Annotated in this window: 20 protein-coding genes; 10 read left to right on the forward strand and 10 right to left on the reverse strand. The window is 69.9% G+C overall.

Translation table 11 applies throughout. The annotated features are described in order from the left end of the window. Positions 1-65 precede the first annotated feature (65 nt). Positions 66-956, forward strand: a complete 891-nt coding sequence (locus ACQP2T_RS58905) for an ABC transporter ATP-binding protein (protein ID WP_433513375.1) — start codon at positions 66-68, stop codon at positions 954-956. After that, positions 953-1693 carry an ABC transporter permease subunit gene (locus ACQP2T_RS58910; RefSeq protein WP_433513376.1) on the forward strand — a complete coding sequence of 247 codons (741 nt, stop codon included), beginning with the start codon at positions 953-955 and terminating at the stop codon, positions 1691-1693. The genes ACQP2T_RS58905 and ACQP2T_RS58910 overlap by 4 nt, the downstream gene beginning before the upstream one ends. 15 nt (positions 1694-1708) lie before the next feature. Here the strand turns inward: ACQP2T_RS58910 and ACQP2T_RS58915 are convergent, their stop codons facing one another. The 5 genes from ACQP2T_RS58915 to ACQP2T_RS58935 all read right to left on the reverse strand — a co-directional run bounded on the left by ACQP2T_RS58915 (position 1709) and on the right by ACQP2T_RS58935 (position 6770). Further along, positions 1709-2893, reverse strand: a complete 1185-nt coding sequence (locus ACQP2T_RS58915; protein ID WP_433513377.1) for an ABC transporter permease — start codon at positions 2891-2893, stop codon at positions 1709-1711. Next, entirely contained in the window at positions 2890-3600 is a 711-nt protein-coding gene (locus ACQP2T_RS58920; RefSeq protein WP_433513378.1) for an ABC transporter ATP-binding protein, read from the reverse strand. The genes ACQP2T_RS58915 and ACQP2T_RS58920 overlap by 4 nt, the downstream gene beginning before the upstream one ends. Beyond that, on the reverse strand, positions 3597-4964 hold the full coding sequence (locus ACQP2T_RS58925; protein ID WP_433513379.1) for an efflux RND transporter periplasmic adaptor subunit: 1368 nt from the start codon (positions 4962-4964) through the stop codon (positions 3597-3599). The genes ACQP2T_RS58920 and ACQP2T_RS58925 overlap by 4 nt, the downstream gene beginning before the upstream one ends. Positions 4965-5014: 50 nt before the next feature. Continuing rightward, positions 5015-5809 carry a pyrroline-5-carboxylate reductase gene (proC, locus tag ACQP2T_RS58930; RefSeq protein WP_357954599.1) on the reverse strand — a complete coding sequence of 265 codons (795 nt, stop codon included), beginning with the start codon at positions 5807-5809 and terminating at the stop codon, positions 5015-5017. A 79-nt stretch (positions 5810-5888) separates the two neighbouring features. Then, on the reverse strand, positions 5889-6770 hold the full coding sequence (locus tag ACQP2T_RS58935) for a proline dehydrogenase family protein (protein WP_433513380.1): 882 nt from the start codon (positions 6768-6770) through the stop codon (positions 5889-5891). A gap of 91 nt (positions 6771-6861) precedes the next feature. On the opposite strand from ACQP2T_RS58935, the gene ACQP2T_RS58940 reads away from it, so the two are divergent. The 6 genes from ACQP2T_RS58940 (at position 6862) to clpB (ending at position 14192) form a co-directional block, all read left to right on the forward strand. Continuing rightward, positions 6862-7320 carry a hypothetical protein gene (locus ACQP2T_RS58940; RefSeq protein ID WP_357954595.1) on the forward strand — a complete coding sequence of 153 codons (459 nt, stop codon included), beginning with the start codon at positions 6862-6864 and terminating at the stop codon, positions 7318-7320. Between the two features lie 268 nt (positions 7321-7588). Beyond that, positions 7589-9460 carry a molecular chaperone DnaK gene (dnaK, locus tag ACQP2T_RS58945; RefSeq protein WP_433513381.1) on the forward strand — a complete coding sequence of 624 codons (1872 nt, stop codon included), beginning with the start codon at positions 7589-7591 and terminating at the stop codon, positions 9458-9460. After that, on the forward strand, positions 9460-10056 hold the full coding sequence (gene grpE / locus ACQP2T_RS58950; protein WP_433513382.1) for a nucleotide exchange factor GrpE: 597 nt from the start codon (positions 9460-9462) through the stop codon (positions 10054-10056). The genes dnaK and grpE overlap by 1 nt, the downstream gene beginning before the upstream one ends. 20 nt (positions 10057-10076) lie before the next feature. Beyond that, positions 10077-11261 (forward strand): molecular chaperone DnaJ, encoded by a 1185-nt coding sequence (dnaJ, locus tag ACQP2T_RS58955; protein ID WP_433513383.1) that lies wholly within the window; start codon positions 10077-10079, stop codon positions 11259-11261. A gap of 3 nt (positions 11262-11264) precedes the next feature. Then, a complete protein-coding gene (locus ACQP2T_RS58960) occupies positions 11265-11615 on the forward strand; it encodes a heat shock protein transcriptional repressor HspR (protein ID WP_113703558.1) in 351 nt (116 codons plus the stop codon). Between the two features lie 6 nt (positions 11616-11621). Then, positions 11622-14192, forward strand: a complete 2571-nt coding sequence (clpB, locus tag ACQP2T_RS58965) for an ATP-dependent chaperone ClpB (protein ID WP_433513384.1) — start codon at positions 11622-11624, stop codon at positions 14190-14192. Between the two features lie 297 nt (positions 14193-14489). On the opposite strand, the gene ACQP2T_RS58970 is transcribed toward clpB, so the two are convergent. Further along, positions 14490-15020: a tetratricopeptide repeat protein gene (locus ACQP2T_RS58970; RefSeq protein ID WP_225299024.1), complete on the reverse strand. Its 531-nt coding sequence runs from the start codon at positions 15018-15020 to the stop codon at positions 14490-14492. Positions 15021-15184: 164 nt separating this feature from the next. On the opposite strand from ACQP2T_RS58970, the gene ACQP2T_RS58975 reads away from it, so the two are divergent. Continuing rightward, positions 15185-15550, forward strand: coding sequence for a hypothetical protein (locus ACQP2T_RS58975; RefSeq protein ID WP_358180379.1), 366 nt, complete (start codon positions 15185-15187; stop codon positions 15548-15550). A 74-nt stretch (positions 15551-15624) separates the two neighbouring features. On the opposite strand, the gene ACQP2T_RS58980 is transcribed toward ACQP2T_RS58975, so the two are convergent. From ACQP2T_RS58980 to ACQP2T_RS58995, 4 genes are all read right to left on the reverse strand, one after another. Further along, positions 15625-16305 carry a TetR family transcriptional regulator gene (locus ACQP2T_RS58980; RefSeq protein ID WP_433519982.1) on the reverse strand — a complete coding sequence of 227 codons (681 nt, stop codon included), beginning with the start codon at positions 16303-16305 and terminating at the stop codon, positions 15625-15627. A 43-nt stretch (positions 16306-16348) separates the two neighbouring features. After that, entirely contained in the window at positions 16349-18142 is a 1794-nt protein-coding gene (locus ACQP2T_RS58985; RefSeq protein ID WP_433513385.1) for an SDR family oxidoreductase, read from the reverse strand. Between the two features lie 42 nt (positions 18143-18184). Then, positions 18185-19276: a CapA family protein gene (locus tag ACQP2T_RS58990; RefSeq protein ID WP_433513386.1), complete on the reverse strand. Its 1092-nt coding sequence runs from the start codon at positions 19274-19276 to the stop codon at positions 18185-18187. Positions 19277-19410: 134 nt separating this feature from the next. Further along, positions 19411-20247: a helix-turn-helix transcriptional regulator gene (locus ACQP2T_RS58995; RefSeq protein WP_433513387.1), complete on the reverse strand. Its 837-nt coding sequence runs from the start codon at positions 20245-20247 to the stop codon at positions 19411-19413. Between the two features lie 107 nt (positions 20248-20354). Here ACQP2T_RS58995 and ACQP2T_RS59000 point away from each other — a divergent pair, with 107 nt between their 5' ends. After that, positions 20355-21755 (forward strand): MFS transporter, encoded by a 1401-nt coding sequence (locus ACQP2T_RS59000; protein ID WP_433513388.1) that lies wholly within the window; start codon positions 20355-20357, stop codon positions 21753-21755. Positions 21756-21800: the final 45 nt, after the last annotated feature.

The following is a 21800-nucleotide window of genomic DNA, read 5'->3' on the forward strand; positions in this document are numbered from 1 at the left end:
GGCCGCGCCCGCGAACGGTCCTCCAGCAGGACGAAATCCGCTTCCCGTACGGCCACGCTTGGATCATGACCGCGATCCGGGCAACGAACCTCTGCAAGCGCTACGGCGGCACCGTGGCCGTGGCGGACCTGTCCTTCGACGTCGAGCCCGGCCAGGTGACCGGGTTCCTGGGACCGAACGGTGCCGGGAAGTCGACGACCATGCGCATGATCCTCGGCCTGGACCACCCGTCGGGCGGGTCGGTCCTCGTGGACGGCAGGCCGTACGGGGAGCTGCGGCACCCGCTGCGCAAGGTCGGCGCGCTGCTCGACGCCAAGGCCGTGCACGGCGGGCGCAGCGCCCGCAACCACCTGCTGGCCATCGCGCAGACCAACGGCATCCCGGCGAGCAGGGTGGAGGAGGTGCTGGAGGTGGTCGGCCTGACCACGGTGGCCAAGCGGCGGGTCGGCGGGTTCTCGCTCGGCATGTCGCAGCGGCTCGGCATCGCCGCCGCGCTGCTCGGCGACCCGGAGATCCTGCTCTTCGACGAGCCCGTCAACGGGCTGGACCCGGACGGCATCCTGTGGATCCGCACGTTCATGCGGAAGCTGGCGGCCGAGGGGCGCACGGTGTTCGTCTCCAGCCATCTGATGAGCGAGATGGCGCAGACGGCCGACCACCTGGTGGTGATCGGCAAGGGCGCGCTGATCGCCGACACGAGCATGTCGGAGTTCATCGGGCGCAGCTCGCAGTCGTACGTACGGGTGCGCTCGCCCCGCCTGGCCGAGGTGGCCGATCTGCTCAAGGTCGGTGACCTGCACGCCGACCACCTGAGGGTGACCGGGGTGACGCCGCTGGAGATCGGCACGATCACCGCGCGGGCCGGGTTGCCGCTGGAGGAGCTGACGCTCGTCCAGCCCTCGCTCGAAGCGGCCTACATGGAGCTCACCAAGGACAGCCTGGAGTACTCATCATGATCGACATTTTCCGCTCCGAATGGACCAAGATCCGCTCTGTCCGCTCGACGGTGTGGACCCTGGCCACCACCGCCGTGCTGATGCTGGGCTTCTCCATCCTCCTCAACGCCTCGGCCAAGGGCATGGCCAAAGGGCCGGTCCCGGGCCGGGATGCGATCATGCTGAGCCTGACCGGGGCGATGATGGCCTCGATCGCCATGGCTACCCTGGGTGTTCTGGTGATCTCCAGCGAATACCGTACCGGGGGCATCCGCACCTCGTTCATGGCCGTGCCCCAGCGCATGCGCCTGCTGACCGGCAAGATCGTCGTGTTCGTCGCGGTGTCGCTGGTCGTCTGCCTGGTCGCGTCGGCCGTCGCGGTGGGTGTCGGCCTGGCGATCTCCCAGCCGGCGTCCATCGAGACGGGGGAGGTGGCGCGGGCCACGCTCGGGGCCGGTCTCTACTTGACCGCCTGCGGGCTGTTCGGGCTCGGGCTGGGCACGCTGATCAGGCACACGCCAGGCGCGATCGTGGCGGCCATCTCGCTGATCATGGTGCTGCCCAGCGTCGCGGGCCAGCTCCCGGGCGAGTGGGGCAGGACCGTGGCCGAATACTTCACCACGAACGCCGGCTTGCTGGTCGTGTCCGGCGACAGCCGCGACTCCCTGGGCCCGTGGAGCGGGTTCGCGGTCTACCTCGTCTGGGTGGCGGTCGCGACGATCGCTGGGGCCGTGCTGATGCGGCGCCGCGACGCGTAATCGCCTTTGATCCCGTTACTCGGCGCGGAGGGCGATGACCGGGTCCAACCGGCCGGCCCTCCGCGCGGGCGCGACGCCGAAGAACACGCCCACCGCCGCCGAGACGCCGAACGCCAGCGCGATCGACCACCAGGTGATCGAGGCGGGCACCGGCGTGAGCGCCTGGATGGCGAGGGCGCCGCCGACGCCGAGCAGGATCCCGATGACGCCGCCGATCGTCGTCAGCAGCACCGCCTCGATCAGGAACTGGGTCAGTATGTCGCGCTGCCTGGCCCCGAGCGCCTTGCGCAGCCCGATCTCACGGGTCCGCTCCCGGACGCTGACCAGCATGATGTTGGACACGCCCACGCCGCCCACCAGCAGCGAGATGCCGGCAATGGCGGCCAGCACGCCGGTGAGCATGCCGAGCACGCTGCCGATCGTGCCGAGCAGCTGGGTCTGCGTGACGGCCGAGAACTTCTCCCCCGGATACCTGTCGGTCAGCGCCGCCACGACCCGGCTCTGGAGCGGCTCGATCTCGTCGGGCCCCGACGCGCCGACCGCGATGCCGTTGACCCTGGCGATGCCGAGCAGCCGCTGGGCCGTCGTCACCGGGATGTGCACCTCCTGGTCGCGCGAGACGCCGAAGGTCTGGCCGATCTTGGCGTAGACGCCGACGACCCGGAACCGCGCCCCGGAGATCGTCAGCTGCCGCCCGATCGGATCGAGGTCGCCGAACAGCTTGTCGGCCACCTCGGAGCCGAGCACGGCGACCCGGCGCCGGGTGTCGACGTCGGTCCCGCTCAGGTGGCGGCCCTTGTCGAGCGGGCGGTCGAAGATGTTGGTGAGGTTCTGGTCGGTGCCGACGACGGTGACGAACGCCTCGGTCCCGCCGACGCGTACGGTCTCGCCCGACTGCAGCGACACCGTCACCTTGGCGGGGTCGCCGACCACGCGCCGCACGTACGCGACGTCGGCCAGGTTGAGCTTGCTCTGGGTCGGCGCCGCGCCCACGGTGAGCCGGCCGGGGACGACCAGGATGATGTTGGTGCCGAGGCCGGAGATCTCCTTCTCCACCGCGTCCTTCGCGCCGGTGCCGACGGCCACCAGGATCACCACGGCGAGCACGCCGATGACGACCCCGAGCATGGTCAGCACGCTGCGCATCCGGTTGACCCGCAGCGCCTCCAGCGCCATGCCGAACGCCTCGCGCCCCCTCACTCCTCGCCGCCGCCGCTTGGGTGCCCGGTGTCGAGCTCGATCAGCCCATCACGTACGTGGATCTGCCGCCGGGCGTGGCCCGCGACCTCCGGCTCGTGCGTGACCAGCACCACGGCCACCCCACTGTCACTGTTGAGCCGGTCGAGTATGGCCATGACCTCGGCGCCGTTGCGGGTGTCGAGATTGCCCGTCGGCTCGTCGGCCAGCAGCACCTTCGGCTCGCCCACCAGCGCCCTGGCGATCGCCACACGCTGCTGTTCGCCGCCGGACATCTGCGAGGGCCGATGCCCCATCCGGTGCCCCAGACCCACCGCCTCCAGCGCGGCCCGCGCCCTGGACCGGCGCTCGGTCTTCCCGACCCCCCGGTAGACCAGCGGCAGCGCCACGTTCTCCAGCGCCGAGGTCCTGGCCAGCAGGTGGAACGACTGGAAGACGAACCCGATGGTCTTGTTGCGCAGCTCGGCCAGCTGGGTGTCGGACAGCTGCGACATCTCCACCCCGTTCACCCGGAGCCGCCCGGAGGTGGGCCGGTCGAGGCAGCCGAGTAAGTGCATCAGCGTGGACTTACCGGACCCGGACGGCCCGATGATCGCCACGAACTCGCCGCGGCCGATGCGCAGCGACACACCGCGCAACGCCTCCACGGCGACGCCGTCGAGCTGGTAACGCCTGGTGAGATCCACGGCTTCCAACGCGGCGGCGGTCATGGCAGTCGCTGCCCTTGCCGTACCGAGTCCGCGCCCTTGACCACGATCCGGTCACCGACCGACAGTCCGTTCAGCACCTCGACCACCGCCTCTCCCTGGGCGCCGAGCTTGACCACGCGGCGCTCCGCCGTACCGTTCCTGACCACCCAGACCACGCTCTCGCGCCCGCTGGAGACGATCGCCGAGGCCGGGGCCGCGATGGCGGCGGGCGACTCGCGGACCGTCAGCCGCGTCACCGCGCTCATACCCGGTTTGGGAGTGGGCGCCGCGGCGCCGTCGTCGAACCGGCCCGCGCCGAGCGTGAGCTGCACCGGGTAGCTGACGCCGCCCGTCGTGCCGGGCATCGGCGTCACACCGACACCCGTGACCCGCGCGGTGTAGGCCGCGCCGGGAACCGCGTCGAGCTCGACCGTGGCCTTGGTGCCTCTCTTGACCAGCAGCACGTCGGTCTCGTCGATATCGGCGGAGAGGGTGAGCTCCGAGACGTCCGTGACGGTGACGATCGGGTCGCCCGCCGACACGGGAACACCGGTCGCCACCGGCGCGCCGCCGCTCGCCGAGCCGCCGGAGGTGTCGGCGGGCAACTGCTGGCCGCCGGTGGGCAGCTGGCTGAGCAGGCCGTTCAGGCTGCTCGCGGCGCCGCCGCCCGAGGGCCGGCCGAGCGTGACCACCCCGCCGAACGGCGCCTTGACGGTGAGCGACTTCACCGCGCTCTCCGCCGCCTTGACCGCGGCCTTCGCCTGGGACTTGGAGGCCGCCTGCAGCGACGCCATGGACGACGTCAGCCCGCCGAACCCGCTGGTGACCCCGGCCAGCACGCTGTTGATCGACCGGTTGAGCTGCGCGGTGATCGACTTCAGGGCCCTGGTCTGCGCCTTGTGCTGGGCCTCGGCCAGGCCGATGGCGCTGAGCAGCTGCCTGCGGGCCTGGGCGTCGTCGATCTTCTTCGCCTCCCTGCGCGCCTTGGCGAAGTGCGCGGCCACCTTGCGGTCGAACGCGCCGGTGTCGAAGGAGGCGAGCCGGACGTTCGGGCGGCCCAGGCTCGGGGTCGCGGGCGCGGCCGACTTCGACGCCCGCCGGGCCTGTTTGAGCTGGTCCTGGGCCTGCGGCGAACGGATCTTGGCCACGATCTGGCCCTTGCGCACGTGGTCGCCCTCACGTACGTACAGGTGAGCGATCGTGCCCTGGGCGGGCGAGCGGAGGGTGGCCGTGGCGCGGGCGCCGATGGTGGCGGGCGCCTCGACGACCTCGGTGACGGGGGCGCGCTTGACGTCGGCCAGTTGTACGGCGGCCGGTGCCTCGGCCGAGCAGCCGGTCAGCGCGAGCAGGACGAGCAGCGGGGGGATGCCGCGACGGATCGTCACCCGACCCATCGTAGGAGCAGGGTGCCCGGGGTGGCTCGGGCCTCCCGAACTCAGCCCGAGGCCAGCTCGCGGCTCCGGTCGCGGGCGGCCTCGATGGCGGCCAGGAAGGCGGCGCGGACGCTGTGGCGTTCGAGCTCGGCGATCGCCGCGATCGTGGTGCCGCCGGGCGAGGTGACCGCCTCGCGCAGGATCACCGGGTGTTCGCCCGAGTCGCGCAGCATCACCGCGGCGCCGACGATCGACTGGGTGACCATGTCGAGCGCGGCGGCCCTGGGCATGCCGAGCAGGATCCCCGCGTCGACCATGGCCTCGACCAGGTAGAAGAAGTAGGCGGGCCCGCTGCCCGACAGCGCGGTGGCCGCGTCCTGCTGCGACTCGGGGATGCGCAGCACCTTGCCGACCGGCTTGAGCAGGTCCTCGGTGTGCTGGAGGTGCTCCTCGCTCGCGTGGGCGCCCGCCGAGATCACGCTCATCGCCTCGTCGAAGCGGATCGGCGTGTTGGACATCACCCTGACGACCGGCACCTCGACGCCGAGACGCTGCTCGACGAAGGCGCTGGTGATGCCCGCGGCGGCGGTGATCACCAAGCGGTCGGCGGGGACATAAGGGGCGATCTCGGCCAGTAGCGCCGCCATGTCCTGTGGCTTGACCGCCAGGATGATCGTCTCCGCGGCCTTGGCGGCCTCGGTGTTGGTCACGGTGCGCACGCCATAGGCCTCACGCAGCGCCTGCGCCCGCTCCGGCCTGCGGGACGTCGCCATGATGTCGCCCGGATCGAACCCCGCTCGCAGCAGCCCGGACAGGAGGGCCTCGCCCATCTTGCCCGTGCCCAGAATCGCAATCACCCCGGTAGCCTACCGAGCCGGTGCCGGCCGACCGGCGACCGGGCGAAGCTAGTGGCGGCTGACCGGCGACCGGGCGAAGCTAGTGGCGGCTCACCAGCGACCGGGCGAAGAAGGCCAGGTTGCGCGGGCGCTCGGCGAGGCGGCGCATGAGGTAGGCGTACCAGTCGGCGCCGTAGGGCACGTAGACGCGCACCTGCGCGCCGAGCCCGGCCAGCCGGGCCTGCTCGGCGGGCCGAACGCCGTACAGCATCTGATACTCGAAGCCCGTCGCGTCCCGCCCGGTGAGTACGGCCAGCGCCGAGGCGATCTCCACCAGCCGCGGGTCGTGCGTGGCGACCATGGGGTAGCCGGTGCCCGCCATCAGCACCTTGAGGCAGCGCGCGAACGACCGGTCGGTGTCGGCCCGGGAGGTGAGGGCGCCGGGCGCGCTGTAGGCGCCCTTGCAGAGCCGTACGCGGGCGCCGTCGAGCCGCTCGCAGCGCTCACGGGCGTCCGGCAGGTACGCCTGCACCACGATGCCCACGTCGGGATGCTCCTTGCGCAGCGTGGCATGCACGGAGTGGAGCCTGTCGATCGTGTCGTGCTCCTCGGCGTCGAGGGTGACCGTCACTCCCCTGGCCGCGGCGGCCTCGCAGACGGTGGCCGCGTTGTCGAGCGCGAGCTTCTCGGACAGCCGCAGCCCCAGCGCGGTCAGCTTGACCGACACGTCGGCGTCCCGGGGCAGCCGGCCGAGCAGCGCTAGGTAGCTCTGGACCGCACGCTCGACCTGCGCCCGGTCGGTGACGTCCTCGCCCAGGCGGGCGATGGTGACGAGCAGCCCGTCTCGGGTCAGCCGGCCGACGACCGCTTCGACGTCGTCGGCGACATAGCGTCTGACCACGTCTCTGGTCAGCGGCGAGGTGGTGACGACCCGCTCGACGAGGTCGCTCCTGGATAGGGCTAGCAGGGCCTGACGCAGCACATGCTCCAGCCTAACTTCGCCGGCGCGATACCCGCCGGATTCGGTAGCTGAACCTGCGAGCCGTCCCATTCGTCCAAGAGGTATGCGCACAATGACAGCGACTCTTCTGGCCGGATGTCTGGTGCTTGCGACGAGTTGCGGGGCCCCGGCGCCTGCCAAGCAGGCCACCGCCCCCGCCCCACAGACGCCGGTCACCACTGACCCCGTGGCGAGTGTTCCCGCTGAGACCACTCCCACGAAGGCTCCGAAACCGGTCAAGCCCACGGGCGACACCATCAACACGCACAAGGTCCGCTGGACCAAGGCGCAACCGACGTCCCACGGCCGCAAGCTCAAGCTCATCTGGTGGTCGGGCGTGGCCCCGTGCACCGTCCTGGACCGGGTGAAGGTCAAGGAGACGCGCAAGAGCGTCAAGGTCACCCTGTACGAGGGCACCGCCCCGAAGGCCAAGGACGTCGCCTGCATCATGATCGCGGTGGAGAAGACGACGACGGTCAAGCTGAAGACCCCGCTCGGCAAGCGCAAGGTGCTGGACGGCGCCAAGCCCTGAAACCCCCGACCAGACCCCGGCACACGACCCTTTGTCGCGCCGGGGTCCGCCAGTTTCGGGCGGAGGACCTTCAGGGAGGAACGGCCAGACCCCGGTACTCGGCCCTTGTCGTGCCGGGGTCTCGTCAGGGTTTGAGGGGGGAGTTCTCAGGGGGAATACGGGTGCCCGGGGTCAGGTTGAGTCGAGTAGGCTCAAGCTGTTTGACAAACACCCCGGGTATTCGTACGTTGAGTCCAACCGACTCAACTTTAACTACAGGGACGTACTCATGGCACGTGCGGTAGGTATCGACCTTGGGACGACCAACTCCGTCGTCTCGATCCTCGAGGGCGGTGAGCCCACCGTCATCGCCAACGCGCAGGGCTCGCGGACCACGCCGTCCGTGGTCGCCTTCGCTAAGAACGGCGAAGTCCTGGTCGGCGAGGTCGCCAAGCGACAGGCCGTCACCAACGTGGACCGGACCATCCGCTCCGTCAAGCGGGAGATGGGCACCAACTGGTCCCAGGAGATCGACGGCAAGAAGTTCTCCCCCCAGCAGATCAGCGCCTTCGTGCTGCAGAAGCTGAAGCAGGACGCCGAGGCCTACCTGGGCGAGAAGATCACCGACGCGGTGGTCACCGTCCCGGCCTACTTCAACGACGCCCAGCGCCAGGCCACCAAGGAGGCCGGCACGGTCGCGGGCCTCAACGTGCTCCGCATCATCAACGAGCCCACCGCGGCGGCCCTCGCCTACGGGCTCGACAAGGAGCAGGACCAGACGATCCTGGTCTTCGACCTCGGTGGCGGCACCTTCGACGTGTCCCTGCTCGACGTCGGCCAGGAGGACGGCCACGGCTTCGTCGAGGTCAAGGCGACCTCCGGCGACAACCACCTCGGCGGTGACGACTGGGACCAGCGGGTCGTCGACGAGCTGGCCAACCGGTTCAAGAACGCCCACGGCGTCGACCTGTCCAAGGACAAGATGGCGCTCCAGCGCCTGCGTGAGGCCGCCGAGAAGGCCAAGATCGAGCTGTCCAGCCAGGCCGAGACCAACATCAACCTGCCCTACATCACCGCCTCCTCCGAGGGCCCGCTGCACCTCGACGAGAAGCTGACCAGGGCTGAGTTCCAGCGGCTGACCGCCGACCTGCTCGAGCGGACCAAGGGCCCGTTCCACCAGGTCATCAAGGACGCCGGCATCAAGATCTCCGACATCGCCCACGTGGTGCTCGTCGGCGGCTCGACCCGCATGCCCGCCGTCTCCGAGCTCGTCAAGGAGCTGACCGGCGGCAAGGAGCCCAACAAGGGCGTCAACCCGGACGAGGTCGTCGCCATCGGCGCCGCCCTGCAGGCCGGTGTGCTCAAGGGTGAGGTCAAGGACGTCCTGCTGCTCGACGTGACCCCGCTGTCGCTGGGCATCGAGACCAAGGGCGGCATCTTCACCAAGATCATCGAGCGCAACACGACGATCCCGACCAAGCGCTCCGAGGTCTTCACCACGGCCGAGGACAACCAGCCGTCGGTGCAGATCCAGGTCTACCAGGGCGAGCGCGAGATCGCTTCTTACAACAAGAAGCTGGCCACCTTCGAGCTGACCGGCATCGCCCCGGCGCCACGCGGCATCCCGCAGATCGAGGTCACCTTCGACATCGACGCCAACGGCATCGTCAACGTCTCCGCCAAGGACCTGGGCACGGGCAAGGAGCAGACGATGACGATCACCGGCGGCTCCGCGCTGCCGAAGGACGACATCGAGCGGATGATGCGCGAGGCCGAGTCCTACGCCGACGAGGACAAGAAGCGCCGCGAGGAGGCCGAGGTCCGCAACAACGCCGACGGGCTCGCCTACCAGACGGAGAAGTTCCTCCGCGAGAACGACGACAAGGTCCCCGGCGAGATCAAGACCGAGGTCGAGGAGGCGCTCGCCGAGCTGAAGAAGGCTCTGGAGGGCACCGACACCGACGTCATCCGCAACTCGGCCGAGAAGCTCGCGACCGTCAGCCAGAAGATGGGCTCGGCGATCTACGCGCAGAGCCAGGGCCAGCAGCCCGGCGGCGAGGGCGCCCCGCAGGACGCCGCGGCCGGCGAGCAGCAGAAGGCCGATGACGACGTGGTCGAAGCCGAGATCGTCGACGAAGACCAGCCGAAGAAGGACAAGTGATGCCGACGCGTGACAACGGGCACGACGAGCCGGTGATCCGCGACAACCGCAAGATCGACCCGGAGACGGGCCAGGTGCGCGAACGACCGCAGGACCAGGACGCTCCCCCTCCTCCCGCCGCCAGCGAGGCGGCGGCGCAGGACGGAGACCTGCTGGCCCAGCTCTCCGAGCGGACGTCCGACCTGCAGCGTCTCCAGGCGGAATACACCAACTACCGCAGGCGGGTCGAACGCGACCGCGGAGCCGTGCGGGAGCAGGCCGTCGCGAGCGCCCTCCAGGAGCTCCTGCCCGTGCTCGACGACATCGGCCGGGCACGTGATCACGGCGAGCTCACCGGTGGCTTCGCGAAAGTGGCAGAGTCACTGGAAGCGGCCGTCACCAAGCTCGGGCTCAACCCCTTCGGCCAGAAGGGCGACCCGTTCGACCCGACCGTCCACGAGGCGCTGATGCACAGCTACTCGCCGGACGTCACCGAGCCGACCGCGATCGAGGTGCTCCAGCCCGGTTACCGCATGGGTGACCGGGTGCTCCGCCCGGCGCGGGTGGCCGTGGCGGAGCCAGAAGACGCCCCCCCGGCGTCCGACGACGACAACTGACGCAGAACGAAGGGCGATAGATGAGCACCAAGGACTACCTGGAGAAGGACTACTACGCCGTCCTTGGTGTGCCCAAGTCAGCCACGGCCGATGACATCAAGAAGGCCTACCGCAAGCTGGCCAGGCAGTACCACCCCGACACCAACCAGGGCGACGTGGCCAAAGAGGCCAAGTTCAAGGAGATCTCCGAGGCCAACGACGTCCTGTCCGACAGCAAGCGCCGAAAGGAATACGACGAGGCGCGCACGCTGTTCGGGTCCGGGGTGGGGGCCCAGCGTCCCGGCAGTGGCGGCTTCCCGTTCGACTTCGGCGACCTGTTCGGGGGCACCGCCAACCAGCAGCAGCAGGGCCACGGGGCGGGTGAGCGGCTCGGCGACCTGTTCGGCGGGCTGTTCAACCGCGGCGGCGCCGGCTCGACCCGTACGACCAGCGCCACCAGGCCGCGGCGTGGCCAGGACGTCGAGTCCGAGGTCACGCTCACGTTCACCGAAGCGGTCGAGGGCTCCACGGTGTCGCTCAGGCTGACCAGTTCGGCCGCCTGCACGGCCTGCAGCGGCACCGGGGCCAAGGCCGGCACCACCCCACGGGTCTGCCCGACCTGCGAGGGCACGGGGGCGGCCAGCCGCAACCTGGGCAACTTCGCCTTCTCCGAGCCCTGCCGCGACTGCAAGGGCCGCGGCCTGCTCGTGGACGACCCCTGCCCCGTGTGCGAGGGCAGCGGCCGGGCCAAGAGCACCCGCAACATCCAGGCGCGCATCCCCGCGGGGGTGGCCGACGGACAGCGGGTCAAGCTCAAGGGCAAGGGCGCCCCGGGCGAGAACGGCGGCCCGGCCGGCGACCTCTACATCCTCACGCACGTCAAACCGCACGCCGTCTTCGGCAGGACGGGCGACAACCTGACCATCACGGTGCCGGTGACGTTCTCCGAGGCCGCGCTCGGCGCCGAGATCAAGGTGCCGATACTCAAAGGGCTGCCGGTCACGCTGCGCATCCCGACGGGCACGCCCAACGGCCGCACGTTCCGGGTCCGTGGCAGGGGCGTCGCCCGCAAGGACGGCACCAAGGGCGACCTGCTCGCCACCGTCGAGGTGCTTGTCCCTCAGACACTGGACGACAAGTCCCGCGAGCTCCTCACGGAGTTCAACACCGCGACGGCGGGCGAGGACCCGCGGGCTGATCTCATACAGAGAGCCAGAAGCGAGTAGCCGATGGACGCCAACTATTTCGACCTGTCAGACGAGACTCCGGTCTATGTGATCTCGGTGGCCGCGCAACTGTCGGGCCTCCATCCACAGACCTTGCGACAGTACGACCGGCTCGGACTGGTTTGTCCAGGCCGCACGGCGGGGCGCGGCCGCCTCTACTCCACCCGCGACATCATCCAGCTCCGCGAGGTCCAGCGGCTCTCCCAGGAGGAGGGCATCAACCTCGCGGGCATCAAGCGGATTCTCGAGCTCGAGAACGAGGCTCTGCGGCTGCGTGAGGAGGTTCACCGCCTCCGCGCCGAGATGCAGATGGTCAGGGCGCTGATCCGCTATGAGCTGCCACCGGGGGCCTAGAAACACATGGACTACAAGCTCACCCAGAAGAGCCAGGAAGCTCTCTCCGGGGCCATGCGGCGTGCCGCCGCGGAGGGCAATCCGGAGATCGCGCCCGCCCATCTGCTGACCACCCTGCTCGCCCAGACGGGCGGCACCGCCATCCCTCTGCTCGAAGCCGTCGGCGCCGACTGGAAGACGCTGCGCGCCAAGGCCGAGGAGCAGCTCGCCGCGCTGCCGAAGGCGCAGGGCTCCACCGTGAGCGCGCCGTCGAGCTCGCGCCAGCTGCTGACCGTGATCAACACCGCCGCGCAGCGGGCCAAGCGGCTCGAAGACGACTACGTCTCCACCGAGCACCTGCTCGTGGGCCTGGCCACCGACGGCGGTCAGGTGGCCGAGCTGCTGAAGTCCCAGGGGGCGACTCCGCAGGCGCTGCTCGACGCCTTCGAGAAGGTACGCGGTCACGCCCGCGTCACCAGTGAGACGCCCGAGGACACCTACCAGGCGCTGGAGAAATACGGCGTCGACCTGACCGAGCGGGCCCGCAACGGCAAGCTCGACCCGGTCATCGGCCGCGACTCCGAGATCCGCCGGGTCGTTCAGGTCCTGTCGCGGCGCACCAAGAACAACCCGGTGCTGATCGGCGAGCCCGGCGTCGGCAAGACGGCCGTCGTCGAGGGACTGGCCCAGCGCATCGTGGCCGGCGACGTGCCCGAGTCGCTGCGCAACAAGCGGCTCATCTCGCTCGACCTCGGCGCGATGGTCGCGGGCGCCAAATACCGCGGCGAGTTCGAGGAGCGGCTCAAGGCCGTGCTCTCCGAGATCAAGGAGAGCGACGGGCAGATCGTCACGTTCATCGACGAGCTGCACACGGTCGTCGGGGCGGGCGCCGCCGAGGGCGCGATGGACGCGGGCAACATGCTCAAGCCGATGCTGGCCCGCGGCGAGCTGCGCATGATCGGCGCCACGACGCTCGACGAATACCGCGAGCGCATCGAGAAGGACCCCGCGCTGGAGCGCCGCTTCCAGCAGGTCTACGTCGGCGAGCCCACGGTCGAGGACACGATCGCGATCCTGCGCGGGCTCAAGGGCCGCTACGAGGCCCACCACCAGGTCCAGATCGCCGACAGCGCGCTGGTCGCCGCCGCCGCGCTCTCCGACCGCTACATCACCAACCGCTTCCTGCCCGACAAGGCCATCGACCTGGTCGACGAGGCCGCCTCCCGGCTGCGCATGGAGATCGACTCGCGTCCCGTCGAGATCGACCAGCTCCAGCGCAACGTCGACCGGATGAAGATGGAGGAGCTGGCCCTTTCCAAGGAGACCGACGAGGCCTCCATACAGCGGCTCGAACGCCTGCGCAAGGAGCTGGCCGACCGCCAGGAGGAGCTCAACGCCCTCGTCGGCCGCTGGGAGCTGGAGAAGGCCGGACTCAACAAGGTCGGCGAGCTGAAGAAGCAGCTCGACGAGGCCAGAAGCGGCGCCGAGCGGGCGCAGCGCGACGGCGACTTCGAGGCCGCCTCCAGGCTCATGTACGCCGAGGTGCCGCGCCTGGAGCAGGCCCTGCGGGCCGCCTCCGACGCCGCGACACCCGACAACGCCATGGTCAAGGAGGAGGTCGGCGCCGACGACATCGCCGAGGTCATCTCCTCCTGGACGGGCATCCCGGCGGGCCGCCTGCTGGAGGCTGAGACGGCCAAACTGCTGCGGATGGAGGAGGAGCTGGGGCGGCGCCTCATCGGGCAGCAGCAGGCCGTACAGGCTGTCTCGGACGCCGTACGCCGGAGCCGGGCCGGTATCTCCGACCCCGACAGGCCCACGGGCTCGTTCCTGTTCCTCGGCCCGACGGGTGTCGGCAAGACCGAGCTGGCCAAGGCGCTGGCGGAGTTCCTGTTCGACGACGAGCGGGCGATGACCCGCATCGACATGAGCGAATACTCCGAGAAGCACAGCGTCGCCCGGCTCGTCGGCGCGCCGCCCGGCTACGTCGGCTACGAGGAGGGCGGCCAGCTCACCGAGGCCGTCAGGCGGCGGCCCTACACGGTCGTGCTGCTCGACGAGGTGGAGAAGGCCCATCCCGAGGTCTTCGACATCCTGCTGCAGGTGCTCGACGACGGCCGGCTGACCGACGGCCAGGGCCGTACCGTCGACTTCCGCAACACGATCCTGATCCTCACCTCCAACATCGGCTCGCAGTTCCTGGTCGACCCCAAGCTGGCCAACGGCGCCAAGCGCGAGGCCGTGATGGGCGCGGTGCGCAGCTCGTTCAAGCCGGAGTTCCTCAACCGGCTCGACGACGTGATCCTGTTCGACGCGCTCGGCTCGGAAGAGCTGACGCGCATCGTCGACCTCCAGGTCGAACGCCTGGCCCAGCGGCTGGCCGACCGCAGGCTCACGCTGGAGGTCACCGACGCGGCCAGCGAGTGGCTGGCGCTCACCGGGTACGACCCGATGTACGGGGCGCGCCCGCTGCGCCGCCTGGTCCAGTCGGCGATCGGCGACAAGCTGGCCAAGGCCGTGCTGTCGGGCGAGGTCGTGGACGGCGACCGGGTGTTGGTGGACCTGGCCGACGACGAGCTGTCCATCGTCCGCGGCTGAGGTCTGATACGTGACGCCCGGGAACCGGCTGGTTCCCGGGCGTCGGCGTTCCACGGCAGCCGGTCGGTTTTCGGGGGTCTTGGACTTGTCGGGGGGTCTCAGACCTTTCGGGATCCTGGACTGACGCACGACGCAGCCACGCGCCGATCGGCCGACTGCGCGCCATAGCCGGCGGATCGCGTCACCAGCCCGTGGGCAGGCTCACGCCACCCACCGGGCCCGTCACGTCCACCCTCTCGGGACGTCCCTGGTCAGGACGCCAGGCCCGTCACGTCCACCCTCTCGCGACGTCCCTGGTCAGGACACCAGGGCGTCGAGGTCGTCCTCCGGTAGGCCGAGGTCCACCCTGATGCGGTAGCGAGTACGCAGCAGGGCCACGTGCTCGGGGTCGTCCTCGTCGCAGGCCAGCACCGCCTGGGTCGCCCACTCGTGCCCAGCCCGCAGGTCACCGTAGGCGACCAGGGTCTCGGCGATCGTGTGGGCGGTCGCCGTGGTGGCTCTGCCCTCCGCACGGATGGTCTCGATGACCTCCCTAGCCTCGTCCGGCCTGTCGAGCTCGAAGAGCGTGTCGGCGATGCCGGCTCGCGGGTCGATGCTCGACTCACCACCGTCCTCCATCGCACGCTGGAAACACTCCATCGCACGCGCGGGCTGTCCCGCCGCCCGCCATTCCTCGGCGGCCAGGACCAGGATGGATGCCCTGGAAACGTCGCCCGTCGAATAGCCGAGCGCGACGTCGTACAGCCGCTTGGCCAGCGAACCGTGGTCGTCGGCCAGCAGTGCCTGCTCTAGCAGGCGATCAAGGTGCTCACGGGTCACATGCGCCACACCGCGAGACTACCGAGCCGCTTGCGGTTTTGCCCGGTCAATGCACATCGCGGATCTCGCACAGGTTCGGCAACGTAGCGTTAAAGTGTGACTACAGTCAGCGTGTCTGTGCTGGTCGGAGGGGATATTACCGTCGCGCTCGTCCGCTAGTGGAGGGAGTCGCGATGGGCCTGTCCAGGCAGATGACCTTCATTTTGGTCTGCCTCGTCGTGCTGTCCGCCGTGATTCCGGGCGCGGTCGGCTACCTTTCGGCCCGTCTGGAGGCCATCGAATCGGCGGAGCGAAACCTGCACGCGCTTGAGGCGAGACTGCACACCAGGATGATCAGGGAGGCCCGTGACGCACGGTCGGTGACGTTCCTGACACCGTGCGCGCCGGGCACCGACACCTCTCGCACCCAGCCGCACCCGCCGCCCGCCTCCGCGCTCGTCCCGGAATCGGGCGACCGGCTCCAGTCCAGGTATGACCCTCGCGGCTCGACTCCCGCCTGGCTGCCGGAGCTCCTCAGAGAGCTGCACGCGGCCCACTGAACGCCCAGCGGCTCCGGCACGTGACGCCCCACGAGGGCCAAGCGTGACGCTTCACACCAGACAGACGAGACGCGTCACAAAGGGCGTGACGCTTCATCGAGGGCCCGGGCGGCTCCCGAGGGCCACGACTTGAGCTGGCGGGACAGGAAGCCGCGGATCAGCTGCTTGGCCGCCTCGATGATCTCCGGCGCGCCGTCCGGATCGCGGCGGAAGGCCAGCTTCAGCACGGCGTCGCCCGCTTCGACCGCGACCAGCACGGCCATGTCGAGCTCCTGGCTGTCGGCCAGCCCGAACTCCTTCAGCAGCAGCCCGCGCAGCCGCCCGGCGATCACCATGTTGTTGTCGGAGTCGGAGTCGAGCAGGTTGAGGTCGACCACGTCGCCGAAGCGCAGATTCCTGAACCCGGGCACGCTCCGATGCATGTCGACGAACTCGTCGATGATCGCGTCGACCGCCTCCCACCAGCCGCGGTAGTCCTCTTCGAGGAACCGGCGGCCGACCCGGGAGACGAACTGCTCGACGTTGCGCCGGGTCAGCTCCTGCGTGATGGCCCGCTTGTCGGGAAAGAACTGGTAGACCGACCCGATCGCGACACCGGCTCTCTCGGCGATGCGGGTGGTGGAGAGCCCTTCGTAGCCGATCTCGTCGAGCAGCTCGGCGGTCGCGTCGAGCATCCGCTCGACGCGGCGGGCACTGCGGCGCTGCGTCGGCTGCCGTCGGAGCGGTTTGGGCGCCGCGCAGCCGTCTTCAATCATCGGGGAGGACACGTGCTCCATCTTCCCCCCAAGTGCACGATCGTTACCTGGCGAATGGCGGATTTCTCGTGACGCCGGTCACTCTCGCGAACCGGCGCAGCGCTCCCGGCGAGATCCTCGACAGCGCGTAGCCGATCTTCCCTTCCGCGTTGACCGCCACAACGGCCTGGTCACGGTGTACGGCCCGGAGGATATGAGCGGCGACGCGCTCGGGCGGGTAGCCGCGGCGGGCCAGCCCTTGTTCGGCCGAGTCCCTCATGTCCGGTCCGACGTACGTGGCGTTGTGCGCGATGGGCGTGGACACGAAACCGGGGCAGATCACGCTGACCCCGATGCCCTGTCCGGCCAGCTCCGCTCTCAGGCAGTCGCTCAGCATCTTCACCGCCGCCTTCGAGGTCGAGTAGGCGGGCAGCAGCCGCGACGGTACGAACGCGGCCAGCGAGGCGATGTTGATGATGTGGCCGCCTTCTCCGCGTTCGACCATCTGGGCGGCGAACAGCCGGCAGCCGTGGATGACGCCCCACAGGTTGACGTCGAGGGTCCTGCGCCAGTCGTCGACCGAGTGGTCGAGGAACGGCCCGCTGACCGCGATCCCGGCATTGTTCACCACAATGTCCGGCACTCCATACTCAGTGCGGATATTTCCGGCGAAGTCTTCCATTTGGGTGGTGTCGGCGACATCGACTCGTACGGCGTGTGCCGTACCGCCGAGGTCCTTGGCGATGCCGTCAGCCGTACGAGCCGCCGCCTCGCGATCGAGGTCCGCGCAGACGACCTCGGCGCCGTGCGCCGCGAAGGCCCGCGCGGTGGCGCGCCCGATGCCGCTGCCCGCGCCGGTGATCACCGCCAATCGCCCGTCGAACGCCTTGCGCCTCTCCTTAAAGCGTCCCTCCTCGACACGGGCCCCGCGCAGGCCCCTGGTCGGCGCGCCGCCGTCGACGTGGGTGGCGAACTCGGCGATCATCCTGGCGACGACGTCGGGATGACTGCGCTGGACCCAGTGCCCGGCCGCGATCTTGCGATGCCAGAACTTGGGGACTCCCTCCCCCAGCGAGGCCAGCAACGCCGGGCCGACGAACGGATCCCGGGTGGCCTCGATGAGCTGAACGGGCACGGCAACGGCCGGACCGCCCCCACGACCGCCGTCGCCACCCTGGAGCCGATCGACCACTTCACCGCCGCCGGAGCCGGAGCGGTCGGAGTGCCCGCCCATGTTGCTCCGGTAGAGGCGCAGTCCATTGCGGGCGTCACTTCTCAGGGTGTCGGCCGGGTGGCCCGGTCTGGGTTCGAGGCCCTCGTCCCGCCGCATCGACCGCTCCAGGACCCGCGGCATGAACGTGCTCCAGGCCAGCTCGGGCAGCACCGGGAGCCGGAAGGCGCCGATGTACCAGGACCTGACCGCCTGCGCCAGGACGTCGCGCCGCCTGCCGTGCCGCATGAACTGGCGTGCCTGCGCGAGCCCAGGACCGCCGAAGCTGGTGAAGGAGGCGATGCGGTCCCGGATGCCGGGACGGGACACGGCGTCCCAGCCCTGCAGCGAGCCCCAGTCGTGCCCGACCAGGTGGACCCGGGGCTTGCCGATCGCGTCGAGCACCGCCGCCAGGTCGGCCGCCAGCCGGTGGAAGGCGTAGTCACCGGTATGACGTGGGACCGTCGAGGCGCCCGCACCGCGTACGTCATAGCGGACCACGTGGAAGCGGTCACGCAGCCGCTCGGCGACCTCGTCCCAGACCCGGTGCGTGTCCGGATAGCCGTGGACGAGCACGATCGTGGGGTCGCCGGGATCGCCTTCCTCGAAGACCGCCAGCCGTACGTCATCGGACGCGACCCAGCGCATGGCGACCTCCTTATTGGACGTGGAGTCCAATGATAGATCTCGTCAAGGGCGGGCTGCCAGCCCCGTACAGGATCGCAGGGCCCGCCAGTCGGCCACCGCCTGCGTCTTGGCCGTGCCCGTCATCAGGATCGGTATACCCCCCTGGATGGTGGCGGGCGTCCACTGGTCCTTGAGCACCTTGCGGCCCTTGATGGTGAGCGTCAGCACGCCGGTCCTGCCGGTGGTGCCGGGCGTGGAGTTGTAGAAGACGAAGTTGCCCAGGCCGTAGCTGACGTAGCCGTTGCCGATGTACCCGGCGCCGAGCAGGATGTGCGCGTGCCCGCCGACCACGACGTCGGCGCCCGCCTTGACCAGTTTCGGGCCGAGCGCGAGCTGCGCCGGGTTGGGGCACTTCTGCATCTCGGTGCCCCAGTGCAGGTGCACGATGACGGTGTCGGAGTTCTTGCGCGCCTGCCGTACGGCCTGGAGCAGGCGCTCCTCGTTCTTGGCCGACGCGAGCCCGCCCTTGTCGGGCGTCGCCGTCCACGCCTGGATGAACTCGGCGTCGAGCACCTGCGTGGCCCCGATGATGGAGACGCGGTTGCCGTTGACGGTCTTCCTGTACGGCTTGTAGGCCTGGGTGGAGTTCGCCCCGATGCCCACGATCGGGAACTTGCTCCGCTTGATCGCCGCCAGCGAGTCGGCGAGCCCGGTCTCCATGTAGTCCATGCCGTGGTTGTTGGCCATCGACGCCACGTCGACCCCGGCGGCCTTCAGCGCGCCGAACGCCGTCTCGGGCGCCCGGAATGTGTACTGCTTGCCGGGCGCGGGCGTGCCACCGGTCGTGATCGCCGTCTCCAGGTTGACCATCGCCAGGTCGGACGAGCGCAGCACCTGCGCGATCGGTCCGAGCGCGGTGCGCGGCGCGGTGAGCCGGTTACGGAGCCCGCCCTCGAAGTGCACGTCCCCGCCGAACGAGATCGTGTACGGCTTCCGGGCGGGGGCGGTGGGGGTGGTTTTGACGGGCGTTTCCTTCGGTTTCTCCGCCGCCTGTTCGCTCTTCGGCGGCTGCTCCGACTCGGCCGCCGAGCACGCGGCGGCCGAGGCCAGCATCACGGCGAGGGGCGCCGCGAGAAGGGGGCGGGGGACTCTCATATGTGCGGCTACTTCCGCTCGATCCTGACTTTCAGCCATCGAGCATGCCATGAGCGGATGAATCGCGCGCTACCTAGGGGTGCTGACCTTTGGTCATGAGGCCGGTCATGTCATGAGGTCGAGAAACCGCGGGGTCACGACGTGGAGGCGGCGCCGGCCATCAGGCGGGTCATGGCGTCGAGGCACCGCTGGTCCTGCGGCGAGTAGACGATCATGCGGGTCTCCGGCGCCGACGAGAGGTGGAAGCTGGTCGTGCTGAAGCCGATCCGGCCCATCTCACGATGCTCGTACGTCTTCACCCGCGGCCCGGGCTCGGCCACGTCCTGCCTGGCCCACAGCCTGGCGAACTCGGCGCTCTCCGCGGCGAGCCGCCGGACGAAGTCCTGCCAGCACGGGTCGTCGGTGTGGCGGCTGTAGGCGCCCCTGAAGACGGCGACGGCGCGCGGCAACTCCTGGTCGCGGTTGACGAGCATGGTCGTCCACGAAGGGCTGAGGAACGTCTGCCAGAGCGAGTTGCGCTCGCCTTCTGGGGCGTCGACGATCTCGGGAAAGATCGTCGCGTAGGCGGGGTTCCAGGCCAGCACGTCGCAACGGCTGTTGGTGATGCACGCGGGCATCGCGCCGAGCTGGTCGAGTATGGCCTGCATCTCCGGCGTCACCTGGGTGGAACCGGCCAGGATCGGCGTGCCCGGCTGGCCCGCCAGCCGGTAGAGGTGCTCCCGCTCGGCGGTGTCGAGCCGGAGCGTACGCGAGATCGCGTCGAGCACCTGGCTGCTGGCGTTGATCGGCCGCCCCTGCTCCAGCCACGTGTACCAGGTGACACCCACCCCGGCGAGCTGGGCGACCTCCTCGCGGCGCAGGCCGGGAGTGCGCCTGCGGGGCCCGGGCGCCAGATCGACCATCTCGGGGGTGATCCGCTCGCGCCGGGTGCGCAGGAACGCCGACAGATCGGAGCGCCTTGCCTCTGTCACGGTCACCCCTTCACTATGGTGGAGCGGGCGTAAGCCATCCAGGTGCTGCTAATACCAGTATAAAGGGGCTCTCGTTACTGGTACTGGTTTGCCGCCAGAATCTACACATGACCCAATCTGCCCATCTTGCTCCCCCAATCCCGGCCGTACAGCCGGAGAAGGGCAAGGCCAACGGACTGCTCCTCGCGATCATCCTCGTCGGACAGTTCCTGGCAATCTTGAACGTCAACATCGTCAACGTGGCCACCCCGACCATCGAGGCCGATCTGCACTCATCAGGTGCCGGGCTGCAGATGATCGTGGCGGGATACACCATCGTCTACGCCGTCCTCTTGATCACCGGTGCCCGGCTCGGCGACCTGCTCGGCTACCGCAACGCCTTTCTCGCCGGGCTCGCCTTCTTCACGCTCACCACGCTCGCCGCGGGACTCGCGCCCACGACCGGCACGCTGGTCGCCGCCCGGCTCGCCCAGGGCGCCGGGGCCGCGCTGATGATGCCCCAGGTCATGACGCTGATCCAGCGAAACTATCAAGGCGCGGCCAGAGGCCGGGCGCTGGGTCTGTGGTCGGCGGTGGTGAGCGGCGGCATCGTGGTCGGCCAGGCGCTGGGCGGGATCCTGCTCGGACTCGGCGCCGGCTGGCGGATCGTCTTCCTCGTGCTGGTGCCGATCGGCGCGCTGCTGTTGATCGCGGGGCTTCGGGTGCTCCCCGCCGACCACGGTGGCGGCCAGGGCGGGCTCGACCCGTGGGGCCTGGTGAGCCTGTCGGCCGCCGTGCTGCTGTTCGTGGTGCCGCTCGTGCTGGGCAGGGACCTCGGCTGGCCGCTGTGGGGCTGGGCCTCGATGGCGCTGAGCGCGGTGGTCTTCGTGGCGTTCGTCCGCGTCGAGCGCTGGGTGACGGGCCGCGGCGGGCGCCCGCTGGTCAACGCGGGCGTGCTGCGCGCGCCCGGCATGCGGCCGGGACTCGCCGTGCTGCTGCTCGGGCCGGCCACCTGGGGCGCGTTCCTGTTCACCTCGGCGCTGCACCTGCAGGGTGACCTGGGTCTGTCGCCGCTGGCCTCGGGCATGATGCTGGTGCCGTGCGCGCTGGCGTTCGCGCTCGTGGGGCTCTGCTGGCCGCTGCTGCCACCCGGCCTGCAGCGCTCGCTCGTGCCCTTCGGCTACGTGGTGGCCGCGCCGGCCTACCTGGGCCTCGGGCTCGCCTCAGGAGGCGGCGTCCTGTACGCGGTCATGAGCGCGCTCATCGGCGCCGGACTCGGCGTGCAGGTCGCGGTGACCAACATGGCGACCCAGCAGGTGGACGACGTCTACGCCGCCGACGCGAGCGGAGCGCTCCTCACCGTGATGCAGCTCGGCCAGGTGATCGGGGTATCGACCGTCGGAACGCTGTTCATCTCCCTCAGCCAGGGTGGGGGCACCGGCTCCGCCTCGATGGCGACCGCCGTGGCGCTCGCGGCGCTGGCCGTACTGGCCGGGCTGAGCTCGATCTTCCTGGTACGGCGCCGCTGAGACCCTTCTTGGTACGGCGCGGCCGAGACCTGTACCAGTCCTTTA

The organism is Nonomuraea sp. CA-143628, from assembly GCF_050942315.1.
Classification (GTDB): Bacteria; Actinomycetota; Actinomycetes; order Streptosporangiales; family Streptosporangiaceae; genus Nonomuraea.